Source organism: Maricaulis sp. (assembly GCF_030149425.1).
Taxonomy (GTDB): domain Bacteria; phylum Pseudomonadota; class Alphaproteobacteria; order Caulobacterales; family Maricaulaceae; genus Maricaulis.
The window spans coordinates 28,811-41,794 of record NZ_JASBRQ010000022.1 but is presented as its reverse complement, the minus strand read 5'-3'; the positions used below and the strand labels follow the sequence as shown (position 1 = coordinate 41,794).

Sequence of the window (12,984 nt, the reverse complement as noted above, 5' to 3'; positions counted from 1 at the left end):
GGGAGAGTAGGTCGCTGCCCGGTCTGCACGCTAGATCAACCCTCTCCAATCAAAACAAAAACCCCCGCTGATAACTCAGCGGGGGTTTTGTCGTTCACGGACTGGCCAAGCGAAAACACGCCCTTGCACGGCTACATCATCAAGTCACAGGCCGGGAATTCGAATTCCGGATCGACACGCTCATAGGTGAATTCATTGCCGGTGGAGGGATGGCGATAGGTGGTATGGGTGCCGTCATAGCTTGTGAGGATGTAAGTGTTTTCCAGCCGCGTGGCATAACCGTCGACGAGATCGGCCTGGGTGCCCCAGAAGTCGCCATTCACCCACCAGGTACCGCTGATCGTCTGTTGTTCGATCAGCTGGCATTGTTCATAGCGACGGAATTCCAGGATGAAGCGTCCGTCAGGCGTGCGCTCGGCGATGCGCTGGTAATAACGATCCTGGTCGCGGTGATAATCATGGCCATACCAGCGGCCAACAAGGCGCGGATCATCCCATTGTGCTGTGGCCCCAGGCAGGGCTGTGGCGAGTACGAGGAGGGCGGCAGGCAGGAGCGTGTGCAGTATTGCGCGCTCTTGGTGGGGTTTAGCCATGTCTTTATCATCCCGGGCTGTCAGGCCGTGTGAGTGTCCAGCTTGCCCGACACCGGGCCGGCTGCAAAGCCCAGGGAGAAAAGCTTAATGGGTCCAGGCCTATCGACGCGCTGCAGAGCAAAGGCTGAAACCGCAGCTTGAGTGTTGACGGCGCCCGGCACACATCCTACATACGCGCTCCTTCCGGCGCACACAGCGCCTTGGGACACCTCTTGATGCGGGGTGGAGCAGCCCGGTAGCTCGTCAGGCTCATAACCTGAAGGTCGTAGGTTCAAATCCTACCCCCGCACCCAAAATAAACCCGCTAACTCAATGAGTTGGCGGGTTTTTTGTTTTGGGCGCAAGGTGGCGATTTCGGATTTGGAAGCATATTGGAAGCAGGTGGGTTGTTGCAGCCAGGGCAAAGCTTACCGCAGTCGCCAAATCATCCTGTTCGGTGAATCGACTTTAGGTATTCTATCGAACGAATTGGGCTTAAGGTCGTGATCCGTCTCGTTTCGCAGGGAAGATGCCGATGATTACTCTCCTCGCTCTGTCTTTGGTGACATTGACGCAAGCTGAGGCCGTTGGGGTCGCTTCCGTGGTGGACGGCGACACTCTAGAGCTAAATGGCCAACGCATCCGCTTGCACGGTGTCGATGCACCAGAGAGCGGGCAATCTTGCCTCGATGAAGCCGGGAATAGATACAGGTGCGGCCAACAGGCGGCGCACTTTCTTTCCAGGCTAATCAACCGACACCCAACCCGCTGCCTAGTGAGCGGCGAGGATCGCTATGGAAGGCTGATCGGAATCTGTTTTTCGAATGGTGTCGAATTAAACAGGGCAATGGTGAGCGAGGGGCACGCACTCTCGTATAGGCGATATTCGCTTGATTACGTGCACGACGAAGATAGGGCGCGTTTGGAACGAGTGGGAGTGTGGCAGGGGAATTTCATAGAGCCTTGGCGGTGGCGTAGAGGTGAGCGCCTAGAGTCAGCTTTGCCGCTAGCCAATCCGGTCAAAGGCAGCGACCGTAATTGTGGTGACTTTGAAAGCTGGCGTGAAGCTCAAGCATTTTTCGAAGCTGCTGGTCCCGGTGACCCCCACCGTCTCGACCGGGATGGGGATGGGATAGCGTGTGAAAGCCTCGGTTAGAGGGTCAATCGAAGGCGCCCATTGAGGCCAAAATTGCTAGCACGATGAAGCCGACGAAAAATATGAGGCCCCAGTTTGAATCGGTGGAGGCGCGCGGCGAGAACCGCGATTGATCGGGCGCCCCTTCTTTGAATTGATCTAAAAGCTGGGCTTCCACGCGGATTTGGATTTCGTGCTTATTAACCTGGAGGGTGGACCGGGCGACTGCTGTCGTATCTGGATGTTCGCGCACCTGGTTCTGAAGCATCGGTAATTCCAGCGAGATTTTTTCGAGCGCTAGCTTCTTCTCCTCCTCCCTAAAATGGTTGAGTAGCTTCTCCTGAAGCTCGACATCCGCTCCTGCGAGCCAATCAAAGCGCCGCTGAACATTCTGAGGGGTGTTATATGGGGTTACTACTGCATCTAGCCGCGCGAGGACTTCGTTTAGAACTAGCTGCTGCGGCGTGTCAGGGCCCACTCGGAAGTAGTTTCGGGACGATGGGCCGAAATGTCGCCAAACATTTCCTGCAAGCTGGTACTTCGTCCTAATCGGCATTCTCGGAGGAAGAAAAGCGAACAAACGCTTCGCAACCAACCCAGACATCTTCGTAGTTCCGGTTCTCCAACGACGGTAAGCTGATCGTGCGTATTCCTCCTTCTCAGGGCCATATTGCCGACCGTAGTCCCTCAGAACCTGATTTAGCTCCTTCTCCGGGAGATTGAAGAAATACTCTTTTACGTCTCGGTCTAGTCCGCCCATTTCTGCTGAAAAAGCGTCAGCTTCCCGGATGTGCTGTCTCGCGCGCTCCGAACCATACGACGGGTATCGGGGTTTAGCGGATCGCTTTCGCGAGGTCGGTGGGCGTTTTCGGGTGTATCGGGACATTATCGCTTTCCAGCGATTAGCGACCAAAGACGAGTGAGCCAGGGTTGCGGAGCGTTCGTGGCCGCCACAGTGACAGCGTACCCCTGACCGGTAAAAGTCCGCTCGATACGAATGAGGCGAGTTAAATCGCTCGACAATTGGTTGATGAATTGCTGAAGCGTCAACTCGACTTGTTCGTTCAGCATATCCCGCTCAGCCTCAGAAAGGCGAATTTGCTGGACTTCTTGCTGAAACTGCCGGAGCGCACTTCGCGCTTCTTCTTCTGACCGGCATTTAATCTGACGACGAAACATCAATTAAAGGCGATCAGGGCGATCACTATGGCCGCGCCGGCTCCAATCGCGGCTAGCCAAACCGTGATATCTGCTTGGCCCGCGGCCGAACGAGAAATTTTTCCTGATGCCGCGCGTTCAGTGTTCCCAATTACCACCTCTGTCCGGCCCGCGGCCGTTGTCTGCGTGTGGGTTATAGTCGCGCTATGACCCGCTTCTGATGCCCTGGTTGCTTGGTCATTGAAGGTGCTCAGGCCAGCTTCTAGTGCGCCGACGTCAACTTTAAGCTCCTGTGCTTTTCGATGAATGTCGATCATTCCGGAAGCGTATTGCCGTCGAAGTTCAGAAGCCTGGTCCTCGGAGAGACCTGTTAGATCGACCACCTGAGATGTGCCAAGATCGATCTGGTTGGCGGGAACCGAGCTATCATCGTTTCCTTCGAAAGTCGTCATTTCTTTAGTGCGGTCAGTCATTCGTCCACCCCTGATTGTGGCTTGAGCTTATGTCACTTGGCTGCCATGAACAAGGAACGCTGGTACCGCTTAAGCGCGTTAGTTGGCGTAGGCCGAAGTGGTGAGGACTAACGAGCGGTGATCGCCGATCCAAAGGGCGCTCATTCGAAGTTTATAAGTTTGGTTTGAAGCTATTGATCGTGGAATGAGAGTATGGCTGGCAGGAAGCACCACTTCATCCCCAGATTTTTCCTCAAGGGCTTTGGCGCGCCAGAAAAACCAACTCATCTTTGGCGTTTGACACAGGCAGGTGAGCCTAAGCTCGTAAACATGACTAATCTCGCCGCACAGCGAGATTTCTATGGGGCTCCAGGCCCGGACGGAACTAGCGAGGACGATGATCGCATAACGGTTTATGAGCGCTCACTAATTGATACGGCGGAAGCACTGCGGAGCGTGGCTAAGCTAGACGATCAATTGAGTAGCAACGCTGCACGCCTACTTGCTCACTTGTTGCTTAGAGCGAAGCACCTACGCGTAGCCATGTATGAGCTACAATCTAACTTGTTCAACGACATTGTAGAGACGGTATCCGAACCCGAGTTTCTGAAAGCTCAACTTTTTGGCGCTGATGGCAGAATGCACGAAGCGTTAGAAACCGGCCTACTGCGAGAGCTCGCCCATAATAACGTAGCGACTACACTCAATGTGCCTACGCACGTTCTGCAGCGCATAGTACGACGAGTGTTGCGAGAGAAGGCGGACACTTTGCTAGCGTCGGTTGAGACGTCTTTCGAACCTTTTCGTGAATACTTGGATCAGAACGGCTTGGACATAGCCAGAGAAGCACACCTTAAAGCATTGCGTCGAGACCTGGCGCCTTCAAAACGAACGGAAGAGTTTGCAGGGCTTGAGTGGGAAATTATTAATTCGGACTCGCCCTCAATCATTCTACCGGATTGTATCGGATTGGCAGTTGATAGGAATGGAAACTGGAGCCCCGCGCTGCTTAACAATTCCCGCGACCAGGGCGCATTCATTTTTCCGGTATCTTCCCGTCGCGTACTTGTTGCCCACAAAGGCGACGGCTTTGAATGGAACGCTGAAACCTATGCTCAGCAAGCCATGCGCTTAGCTTCCGAGTTTGTACTAGCGCCCACGCTTGGGCAAAAGACACCTGCTGACTATGCGCGCATCGGATCGGGAACACTCGATGTGGTTCAGCAGTTCGTGGACGAGGCGAAGTCGGGATTGCTTTCACCGCCCACGCCGCAGTTAGCCAATCCGCCAATTGAAATCGCCACGGACACTATCCCAAGCATACCGGTGGCCTTCCACGGGGGGGGCGACAAGGAAGAAGCGCACGATATTGCAAACTCTGCGGCGATGGTTGCTCGTGCGTATCACAAATACTTTCCATTGAACGGGCTAGATGGGATCACCTTTACAGATGATCTTTTCCATTCGGCGCGCGCATTTGCTGATGAGCACAATTGCGAGCCCACGCTGCCGTCAAATCAAGAAGAGCACTATATAACTAGTTCTGTAACACAGACGTTTGAAGTCGATGGAATTACGAAATCACACCCCATCATTCATAGCAGCTTTGGCAGGATGCTGCTTGATGAGCAAAGCATGAACTTCGGCATACAAGCTGTTGCGGGCGCACTCGGTCCAGTCATTCTGACGGATTTCCGCGCACGATATACCCAGGCTCCCGAGGATCACATCGATAGCGACCTTCGCAGAGCCCTTTCCAGGTATAACTTCTGCCCACTCGATTGTTATTTTTCACAGCGTTTGGCTGCTGGGCTGGGTGGGGAGGATCACCTAGAGAGTGAAGTGGACACGTATTCTCGATATCTCACCGAGGCTGTCGAGGGGATGGTGGCGCTGCTAACTTCAGGCGAGGTCACTGATCCGTCCGATGTGTTTCATCCGGGGTTGGGACACGCGATTAACTTGGGTCACTTGTCCGCCCGAATTGCAGGATTCTTGGATGCGGTGGGAACAGAGTTTTCACCTCCCTCAGCCTTGGTTGACGCATTGAGAGAAGCGGACCTGTTCGACTGGTTTCTTTTATTTCGCAGCGACTTACAGGAGCAGTTTGATGCCCTTCCGTACATTCCTAATCCATCTACTGATCCCATGTTGGACCATCTAGATCGCCTCTTAATGGCGTTGCTTATATGGGTGCGGCTCGAAGATGAGGGGCTTTGGGTGCAATGGTGGCAGCCTGGTGATTAGCCCATGGCCGTTAGCTCGCTTTAGGGTTTGAGGGGTTATTTCGAACGGGACGAGCCGCTTAGGTTCGAAATTTCGAACGAACGGCTGCAGCGCGTCGCGCAAAATATTCTATCACATCGTCCCCTTTCGCCGCGAGCGCTTCGCTGACATCAAGTCCGACCTGTTCAAGCATCACTGGGATGTCCTTTGCACCAATTCCGTACGCACAGGCTTGTGACACGATCAGGCCAACGGTTTGCTTTTCCAACGTTCTAAGATACTCGGAGTGCAATTGCTTTGCGATCTGATCGACGTCATACTCAAGATTGAAGGCAACGCTGATTTCGTCAATCGTCTTCTGGCAATGGTCCCAAAGTGTCGAATTTGGCCAGCGTGCCCGGTTCTGATCTGAATGTGGCTCAGCTAAGCGCGTTTGGTGAGCGATCTTTTGAAAAAGCAGAGGCGGATCATTCGCAAAAGCCTCCCATGTCTTCCGCTTCAGACACTTCGTAATAGCATCCCGACCCGCCCGAAATTCGAAGCGCCAGATTTCAGATGCCTTTGAAAGCTTAACGCCGTTCGCTTGAGCCCTTCTGGCCCAAATTTCCCACCAAAAAGACTTTCGCTTATCGATCACCTCGCGACGTTTGTCGTAGATGCATATCTGAGCGTTTGGCATCTTTCCGATGCGGATGCCATTGTATTTCGTTCCGCGCTGATCGGCTGAAAATTCGCCGTCTAAGGCTTTTGACCGTCGTGCATGACAAACGAAATTTTCAGGCTGAATCTCGAAGCCAGGCGCGAGGAAATCGATTGCGTAATCGATCCGAGAAATCCGACGATCCACCTCGGTGAAGACGATCCCTAGATCGGTCAGAAAATCATCCAGGCTTTTTTTGACTGCTTCGAGCCCGTGCACTGCGAGGGGGAGGGCACGGCAAGAAACGCGAACGCCCCAAGGGTCTTGCGTTGAGCGAGGCTCTTTGAACCACCAGAGCGCCCCGAGCTCGCCAGTGTTCACCACAAATGTATAGCCGCCTCTTGCGCCGTGACCTTCGACCAGAAAGCCATGTCCTGCGAACGTTGCCGGCTGCGCTCGCCTCTCCTCGGCGGCGACCGCTTTTGCGGCGCATAGCGCGTTGTGGAGGTCGGGACCTATCTGCGTGTTGTAGGAAAGGTCAAGGCCGTCAAAACCGGCGTGAAGAAGTATGGGGGCAGTCATTTTGAGTGCTCGTGTATGCCCAGAGAGGGGTGATACAAGGACCCCTCTCTAGGACCTCTGGCGTTCTAAGCGGATTGTTCCTGGCGACGCCGCCAAGTGGCGACGGCATCATCACCGTCCTTGAAGACGGCGAAGTTGAGCGGATGGGGAAGACTCGGGTCGTCGAGGGTGACGGAGAGGAATGTGCCGCCCGCGTTGGGGCCGCGATTGAGCGTGCGAGACCAGGCGCTGCCAAGCTCCATCTGATCGCCTTCCGCATCGCGAACATAGACGCGGTGCGACGGAGCGTCGGGGCTTGCGTTGGGATCGCGGATGGCTTCCACGCGGATATCCGCTTTGAAATTGAGAGTACGGATTTTTCCGCGAAGGTCGGACCAAAAATCGCCGGGGCCGGTCGGGTTCAAAATGCCGATTTTCGACATGAGAAGTTCCTTTCTGAGTTTATTGAAGTGCGCGCTTCGCGCTGAGACCCCTTTCTTTTTTGGAGAGCGGATAAAGCTCTCCCGTCGGGGCCGGAGCGATCTCCGGCCCCTTTTCGGGAGCGATGCTCTCCAAAAATCCCTGACGGTGGGGTCAGCCCCGCCAGGGCAAAAACTGGTTAGTGGAAAATGCCGAGGTCAGATGTCGAGCGGCGGGTTCGCTTGTCTGACCAGTCGAGCAGGTCTTGGACGCGATAACGAATGCAGCGCGTAGAGATTTTCACGAATTTCGGGCCGTTGCCGCGAGTGCGCCAATTGCGCAACGTGCGTTCTGACAGGCAGAGGAAGTTTGCAGCGGCGCGCTCGTCGACCAGAGCGCGCGGGTCTTTCGCATCAATTTGATTCATTGGTCTCTCCAATCGTTCCGGCACACCGTGTGCCTGGTGATGAAGAGAGACTGTTAGGAGCGCTGCGGAATGTCCCGTGGGTAATTCGATGAAAAAATTTTCAAAAAATCCACGCGGACTAACCCGCTGAACGGGCTTCAGAAATCGCGTGTTGCATCGCTGTTTCGATGTTGGAAATCGTTGCCTTCGGGGCGATAGACCGAACGACTTCGAAAGTGAAAGCGGTCGCTTCATTGCCTGGTTTAAATCGGTCCTCGGTCAGTCGACACGAGAAATCCCGGCCTAAGTCTCGATGCCAAAACCGCCTCACGTTTTCGACTGCAATTGCGATAGCGTCGGGACCTTTCGCACGCGTCGGTCTTCCGCGTGGATGCAGCTTCCTCTCATTGATCAGATAGGACGCTCCGTCGATAGTTTGCTGCGCTCCTTCGATCAGGACGGCGAGGCTGGATCGTAGCTTCGCGAGATCGATGGTGTAGCGATTGGGGTGCTCTACCAATTGATCGAGCACCCCGGTCTCTTTCGCGGTCGTTGTGTCTGTGTCGTCTTCTTCGATCCAAATCGCGGAAACGGCATTGAGCGCGTGCGGTGGCGTGTCTTTGAGTAAGCGTGAGAGCCGCTTCGCTGCGGACTGGATCGCTTTCGCCTCGGTACGCATTCGAGAGGAAGACGGGCGTTGGTCCTGGTGGATATCGGCACGGTGATAAGCGTCCGCCCAATTAAGCAGGCGGGATTCGAAGTGAAGCTCGGCGGGTACGCCGTACTTCTCCGCTATGGCTTCAATTTCTGGCGTGGATGGAAGGGCAACACCAGCATGTTGGAAACGCTCGCGAATGAGAGCGGCGGCAATCTGCTGTTTGTTCATTAGGCAATATCACTTCGAATAGGAGTTACGTTGCTCTCGCTCGATTCGCCGGAGGGGCCGAGAAAGCCGGAAATCAGCCCGTCGACCTCATCGGCAGCGCGACGCGTCACAGCGTCGGCCAGGTGCGCATAACGAGCGGTGGTCTGCGCCTGCGTGTGACCGAGAAGCTTGCCGATCATATGAAGGGAATGCCCGGCCATTGCCGCGAGCGAGGCGTAGGTGTGCCGAAGATCATGGATGCGCACGTCTTCAAGCTTGGCTTCCTTGCGGATGCGTCGCCAAGGTTTTTGGAGATCGGTGACATGCTGGCCATCTATAGCGCCGACGATCACGTAGGGATTTCCATCAACGCTCGGCAAGTCCGCGATCAATTGCAGGGCGGACGCGCTTAGGATGACACGTCGAGGACCGGTCTTGGCGTCGGGAAGCCACAGCGTGTTTCCGCGTATGTAGGACCACTTCATGGTCTGGATTTCGGATAGGCGGCATCCGGTGAGCAGCAAAAGCTTGAACGCGGCGGCGACATGAACCGTCTCATCGCCACGTGTAACCACGTGTTCGAGGGTCTGCCACAGGGTTTCGATCTCTTCAGGTGAAAGGAAACGCTCGCGTTTGCGCTCTGGGTACTTTTGCACGTGTCGTGTCGGATTAGACCCGTCGGGCCGCAATCCCCAGACTTCCGCGAGGTTGAACATCTTGGAGAGCACGCCGAGAACGCGGTTCGCCTGATAGGGTTTGTTGCGCAAATTGTGATGAAGCTCGGCCACGTCGGGACGGGTTACGTCCTGGATGCGATGCGTGCCGAGTTTGGGCCGAATGAACAGATCGCAGGCGCGGCGATATTCGCGCGCGGTGGTCGGCTTGCAGCGAAGCGGGACGTATTCGTCCAGGAAGCGATCACACAAGGCGTTGATGTTGGGCGCGCGGCGCTCGCGTTGAACCTGCCCGGACGGGTCTTCGCCGCTGGCCACTTCGCCCAGGCGCTGACGTGCGAGGTCGCGCGCCTGATCCGGCGTGATCGCGCCGTGAACGCCGAGGCTCATGCGGCGGGTGCGTCCGCCATTTCGATACTGGACCACATAGACCTTCCGGCCTTTCGGGGAGACGCGCACGCCGAAGCCGGGAATCTGGCGATCCCAGACGAAGAATTCGCGGTCTTTCGGGGTGAGGGCGTCAACGGAACGTTTCGTGATCGATTTCATGGCGTCAAAAATTTGGAAGCATATAGGAAGCAGTTGGGAGCGTTTCACAGGGTGGTCACGGTGACGCTCAGAGTCATTCGTGTCAACGCAACATCTTGAAAATAAGTGATAAATGGCGGCATGGCGACGCTCGGCGTCATCGCGTGACAGCCCCCGGAATTCTCTCATAACCTGAAGGTCGTAGGTTCAAATCCTACCCCCGCACCCAAAACAAAAGCCTCCCGAACGGGGGGCTTTTTTTGTTGGCCCGAGGCAGATGTTTTGAAGCTGCGAAAAAGTAGGTTCAGCCGCCGGCCCAGCCGGGCGGGAGCCCGGCGAAAAAGGGCCAAGGCCGGCGGAGCGCTGAAAGCGCGGAGTACAATCCTACCCCCGCACCCAATAAGAACCCGCTGGCGGGTTTATCTTTGTGTCCGCTCCGGTCTTGGCCCTCGACACTCTCAGATTAACCCCGGTTGAACCACACACTCAGGCCCGGCTCAGCCTGCATGGCGCAGTCTTGCATCGATCGCGGGCTTTGGTGCTCGCCCGAGTAGGGAGTGGAGTATGATGCGTAGCTTGAAGACAAGCGGAATAAACCTTCTGGCCGTCGCAGCGGCGAGCCTGTCATTGGCTGCTGCGGGAGAGGCCCAGTTCCAGCCTCAGTCCCAGGCCTGCCAGATCGAGGTGCGTGAAATGCCGGTGGGCACTTCGGTGCGCGTGCGTACGACGGCAGTGCAGGCGGGCTATTATTCCTTCTCGCTGCAGGAAAATGTGCCCGACAGTGAAGTCCTGATCGATGCCAGCGGGCCGTTCAGCCTTGGCGCCGGGAATGACCGGATCTTGATGACCTTCATGCGTCACCCGCAAATGATTCCGGGTAACTTCCTGCACAGCCGCAATGCCCCGGCCCGGACCCATGGTCATCTGATTGATTATCGCGGCGAGCTGCGGGTCTTCGACCGTCGCGGCCGCGAGATCTGCCAGACCCGGGACGTCGGGATTTTCAATGGCCGCGGCGAACCCTTCCCGACGGCCCAGGCTTCGCCGCAGGCCTCGGCTCAGCTGCCTTCGCGGGCCCAGTCCCCTGCACGGCGGCCAATGTTGCGCTTCTAGCGCGGCACACCCGCCCTTGCGCCTTGAAAGGCCCGGCCAACCGCCGGGCCTTTTTCGTTCTGCGGGCCTGTCCATGCAGCGTTCAGCTAGCTGGCGGCTGCCTGAATACCGGCCTCAGCAAGCGCTCATCCGGGCTGGTTTAAACCTGTTCCTGCCTTTGATGCATCGGGCGTCGGGCACACAGTAACGGAGTAAGTACATGAATATGCGTTTCGCTATCGCCAGTGCCATTGCCGCCATTTCTGTCCTTGGTGTGGTTGCACCGGCAGAGGCCCAGTCACGCAATCGCGTCAGTGTTCAGCAGCAGGGCTATCAGAATGAAATCGCCGGCCGCCAAGGCGGGCATGCCCAGCGCATGGTGATCCGTCAGCGCGGCGGCCGCCAGTATGTCACGGTGATCCAGGACGGGGCGCGCAATGGCACCACGGTGGGCCAGAACGGATATTTCAACGAGTCCCATGTCGACCAGTATGGCCGCGATAATGACGCCGTGGTCGGCCAGGACGGGCTCTCCAACTTCAGCTATAGCCGCCAGACCGGCAACCGCAATATTGTCGGCGTGTCGCAGATGGGGCGCAATAACAGCGCTGTGACGGACCAGTTCGGGTCCAATAATGGCGCCGGTATCATCCAGGTCGGCGACGGTCATGCGGCCTCCATCCGCCAGAGCGGCAATGGCAATGTGACGCTGATCATCCAGGGCGATCACTAGGTCGGTTGGTCACTTTTGCCAGCCCATTAAATCCGCCAGGCTTTCCGCCTGGCGGGTTTTGTGTATCTAGGGCGGTGTGATGAGCGTCGACGAGAACACCGATCCGGGGCCCCGCGCCTTTGTGTATGACCCGCCGCCGGCGGGGCCGTTGCCGGTTATCCATGCCGATGATCATATCCTGGTTCTCGACAAGCCCTCCGGCTTGCTCACCGTGCGGGGAAAGCCTGAGGCCCATGCTGATTGCCTCGAGGCGCGAGCACGGGAAGTCTATGCTGATGCGCGGATCGTGCACCGGCTCGATATGGATACATCCGGTGTCATCATCATGGCGCGTAATGCCGAAGCGCATCGCCATCTCGGCCTGCAGTTTGAAAAGCGTCAGACCCGCAAAACCTATCAGGCACTGGTGTCCGGCGCGATGAGTGCTGATACGGGAGAGGTCGAAGCACCGCTGATTACCGATTGGCCCAATCGCCCCAAGCAGATGATCGATCATGAGCGTGGCAAGGCGGCTCTGACGCGCTGGTGGGTGCTTGAGCGAGCCGCCGCTCAGACGCGCGTCGCGCTGGCGCCGATGACCGGGCGTTCGCACCAATTGCGGGTGCATATGCTCAGCCTGGGCCATCCGATCCTGGGCGATAATCTCTATGCCGATGACGCCGCGCTGGCGGCGAGCACGCGTTTATGTCTGCACGCCTGCAGGCTGGAGCTAAGGCATCCGGTCGGTGGTGAAGCCATGGTGTTTGAAAGCACTGTGCCGTTTTAGCCCCAATGCCGGCGCGTTCTTGCGAGCAAGCCCCTCACAGCATCAATCCCCATTTTCGACACGCAGGAAGCGGAGCTGTTTTGGCCTGAGATATGGGCCAATGGGCAAGGGCGCCGCTGGGCTTATCCCCACCGTTCAGCGCGGCGCTATGCTTCCCGGAGCGTCAACGGAAGCCCTGTCTCATGCTGCGATTGCCTTTATTCCCCTCATTGTCCTGGATCGGTGGTGCCCTGGCTGGGGCAATATTGATGGCGGCGCCTGCCTATCTCAAGGGGCGGGGCGATGGGGTCGACGCTCAGCGCGAACTCGAAACCCGCGCGGAGCTGGCCTTGTTGCGCCGCCAGCGTGCTGCCGAGCGCTTTGAGGTCTCCGCACTGATCACGCGCATTGAGGAGGAGCTCGCGCTCCGGCGCAGCTTTGACGCCGCTGCCGTACAAGCCTTCGAGGACGCAGCCCAATCCACCCAGCTGGCGCTCAAACGCCTGGGAGAAACCTATGACCCGACGCATGCCTGTCCTGCTTCTGACGATGATGTCCGCGTGTTCAACGCCGCCTTCGCCGTCCCCGGTCCCGGTGTCGAACCCGGTCGTGCAGTTGCAGCAGTTGAGCACAAAGATCCGCAGTGAAACCCCGCCGGCCTGCCGGCGCTCGCCGCGCGACCCGGAGCCGATGCGGCTGGGCCGGGACTGGCGCCAGGCCGCGGGCGTGTACCGGGCCGATGCCGAATATAATGCTGCGCTCTTACGGGCCTGCCAG

14 protein-coding genes and 1 tRNA gene are annotated in these 12,984 nt (G+C 57.1%); 7 read left to right on the top strand and 8 right to left on the bottom strand.

What is annotated here, in order from left to right; translation table 11 throughout:
- Positions 1-131 precede the first annotated feature (131 nt).
- Positions 132-593, bottom strand: coding sequence for a hypothetical protein (locus tag Q1V57_RS03840; protein WP_300527709.1), 462 nt, complete (start codon positions 591-593; stop codon positions 132-134).
- Between the two features lie 216 nt (positions 594-809).
- Between Q1V57_RS03840 and Q1V57_RS03835 the strand changes: the two genes are divergently transcribed.
- Positions 810-886, top strand: a tRNA-Met gene (locus Q1V57_RS03835).
- A gap of 215 nt (positions 887-1,101) precedes the next feature.
- The gene (locus Q1V57_RS15885; protein WP_366145065.1) at positions 1,102-1,728 is read left to right on the top strand and encodes a thermonuclease family protein; all 627 of its coding nucleotides are present in this window, start codon (positions 1,102-1,104) and stop codon (positions 1,726-1,728) included.
- Between the two features lie 4 nt (positions 1,729-1,732).
- Here the strand turns inward: Q1V57_RS15885 and Q1V57_RS03830 are convergent, their stop codons facing one another.
- Together Q1V57_RS03830 and Q1V57_RS03825 are read right to left on the bottom strand one after the other, a co-directional pair.
- Positions 1,733-2,311 (bottom strand): hypothetical protein, encoded by a 579-nt coding sequence (locus tag Q1V57_RS03830; RefSeq protein WP_300527708.1) that lies wholly within the window; start codon positions 2,309-2,311, stop codon positions 1,733-1,735.
- Positions 2,312-2,885: 574 nt separating this feature from the next.
- Complete coding sequence (locus Q1V57_RS03825; protein ID WP_300527707.1) at positions 2,886-3,338, bottom strand: hypothetical protein; 453 nt, start codon at positions 3,336-3,338, stop codon at positions 2,886-2,888.
- A gap of 192 nt (positions 3,339-3,530) precedes the next feature.
- On the opposite strand from Q1V57_RS03825, the gene Q1V57_RS03820 reads away from it, so the two are divergent.
- Entirely contained in the window at positions 3,531-5,564 is a 2,034-nt protein-coding gene (locus tag Q1V57_RS03820) for a DUF4238 domain-containing protein (RefSeq protein ID WP_300527705.1), read from the top strand.
- A gap of 58 nt (positions 5,565-5,622) precedes the next feature.
- Here the strand turns inward: Q1V57_RS03820 and Q1V57_RS03815 are convergent, their stop codons facing one another.
- The 5 genes from Q1V57_RS03815 to Q1V57_RS03795 all read right to left on the bottom strand — a co-directional run bounded on the left by Q1V57_RS03815 (position 5,623) and on the right by Q1V57_RS03795 (position 9,658).
- Positions 5,623-6,765, bottom strand: a complete 1,143-nt coding sequence (locus Q1V57_RS03815) for a replication initiation factor domain-containing protein (protein WP_300527704.1) — start codon at positions 6,763-6,765, stop codon at positions 5,623-5,625.
- 65 nt (positions 6,766-6,830) lie between these two features.
- Entirely contained in the window at positions 6,831-7,187 is a 357-nt protein-coding gene (locus tag Q1V57_RS03810) for a DUF736 domain-containing protein (protein ID WP_300527702.1), read from the bottom strand.
- A gap of 176 nt (positions 7,188-7,363) precedes the next feature.
- The gene (locus Q1V57_RS03805) at positions 7,364-7,591 is read right to left on the bottom strand and encodes a hypothetical protein (protein WP_300527701.1); all 228 of its coding nucleotides are present in this window, start codon (positions 7,589-7,591) and stop codon (positions 7,364-7,366) included.
- A 118-nt stretch (positions 7,592-7,709) separates the two neighbouring features.
- The gene (locus Q1V57_RS03800) at positions 7,710-8,456 is read right to left on the bottom strand and encodes a hypothetical protein (protein ID WP_300527699.1); all 747 of its coding nucleotides are present in this window, start codon (positions 8,454-8,456) and stop codon (positions 7,710-7,712) included.
- Positions 8,456-9,658 (bottom strand): site-specific integrase, encoded by a 1,203-nt coding sequence (locus tag Q1V57_RS03795; protein ID WP_300527698.1) that lies wholly within the window; start codon positions 9,656-9,658, stop codon positions 8,456-8,458. The genes Q1V57_RS03800 and Q1V57_RS03795 overlap by 1 nt, the downstream gene beginning before the upstream one ends.
- Before the next feature lie 543 nt (positions 9,659-10,201).
- On the opposite strand from Q1V57_RS03795, the gene Q1V57_RS03790 reads away from it, so the two are divergent.
- The 4 genes from Q1V57_RS03790 to Q1V57_RS03775 all read left to right on the top strand — a co-directional run bounded on the left by Q1V57_RS03790 (position 10,202) and on the right by Q1V57_RS03775 (position 12,854).
- Positions 10,202-10,750 carry a hypothetical protein gene (locus tag Q1V57_RS03790; protein WP_300527697.1) on the top strand — a complete coding sequence of 183 codons (549 nt, stop codon included), beginning with the start codon at positions 10,202-10,204 and terminating at the stop codon, positions 10,748-10,750.
- 199 nt (positions 10,751-10,949) lie between these two features.
- Positions 10,950-11,462, top strand: coding sequence for a curlin-associated protein (locus Q1V57_RS03785; RefSeq protein WP_300527695.1), 513 nt, complete (start codon positions 10,950-10,952; stop codon positions 11,460-11,462).
- 79 nt (positions 11,463-11,541) lie between these two features.
- On the top strand, positions 11,542-12,228 hold the full coding sequence (locus Q1V57_RS03780; protein WP_300527694.1) for an RluA family pseudouridine synthase: 687 nt from the start codon (positions 11,542-11,544) through the stop codon (positions 12,226-12,228).
- 182 nt (positions 12,229-12,410) lie between these two features.
- The gene (locus tag Q1V57_RS03775; RefSeq protein WP_300527692.1) at positions 12,411-12,854 is read left to right on the top strand and encodes a hypothetical protein; all 444 of its coding nucleotides are present in this window, start codon (positions 12,411-12,413) and stop codon (positions 12,852-12,854) included.
- The last annotated feature ends 130 nt before the right edge of the window (positions 12,855-12,984 follow it).

What these genes read in the sequence shown, in the direction of transcription:
- Q1V57_RS03840 (WP_300527709.1), bottom strand. Translation starts at nt 593, where the DNA reads ATGGCTAAACCCCACCAAGAGCGCGCAATACTGCACACGCTCCTGCCT.
- Q1V57_RS15885 (WP_366145065.1), top strand. Translation starts at nt 1,102, where the DNA reads ATGCCGATGATTACTCTCCTCGCTCTGTCTTTGGTGACATTGACGCAA.
- Q1V57_RS03830 (WP_300527708.1), bottom strand. Translation starts at nt 2,311, where the DNA reads ATGTCTGGGTTGGTTGCGAAGCGTTTGTTCGCTTTTCTTCCTCCGAGA.
- Q1V57_RS03825 (WP_300527707.1), bottom strand. Translation starts at nt 3,338, where the DNA reads ATGACTGACCGCACTAAAGAAATGACGACTTTCGAAGGAAACGATGAT.
- Q1V57_RS03820 (WP_300527705.1), top strand. Translation starts at nt 3,531, where the DNA reads ATGGCTGGCAGGAAGCACCACTTCATCCCCAGATTTTTCCTCAAGGGC.
- Q1V57_RS03815 (WP_300527704.1), bottom strand. Translation starts at nt 6,765, where the DNA reads ATGACTGCCCCCATACTTCTTCACGCCGGTTTTGACGGCCTTGACCTT.
- Q1V57_RS03810 (WP_300527702.1), bottom strand. Translation starts at nt 7,187, where the DNA reads ATGTCGAAAATCGGCATTTTGAACCCGACCGGCCCCGGCGATTTTTGG.
- Q1V57_RS03805 (WP_300527701.1), bottom strand. Translation starts at nt 7,591, where the DNA reads ATGAATCAAATTGATGCGAAAGACCCGCGCGCTCTGGTCGACGAGCGC.
- Q1V57_RS03800 (WP_300527699.1), bottom strand. Translation starts at nt 8,456, where the DNA reads ATGAACAAACAGCAGATTGCCGCCGCTCTCATTCGCGAGCGTTTCCAA.
- Q1V57_RS03795 (WP_300527698.1), bottom strand. Translation starts at nt 9,658, where the DNA reads ATGAAATCGATCACGAAACGTTCCGTTGACGCCCTCACCCCGAAAGAC.
- Q1V57_RS03790 (WP_300527697.1), top strand. Translation starts at nt 10,202, where the DNA reads ATGATGCGTAGCTTGAAGACAAGCGGAATAAACCTTCTGGCCGTCGCA.
- Q1V57_RS03785 (WP_300527695.1), top strand. Translation starts at nt 10,950, where the DNA reads ATGAATATGCGTTTCGCTATCGCCAGTGCCATTGCCGCCATTTCTGTC.
- Q1V57_RS03780 (WP_300527694.1), top strand. Translation starts at nt 11,542, where the DNA reads ATGAGCGTCGACGAGAACACCGATCCGGGGCCCCGCGCCTTTGTGTAT.
- Q1V57_RS03775 (WP_300527692.1), top strand. Translation starts at nt 12,411, where the DNA reads ATGCTGCGATTGCCTTTATTCCCCTCATTGTCCTGGATCGGTGGTGCC.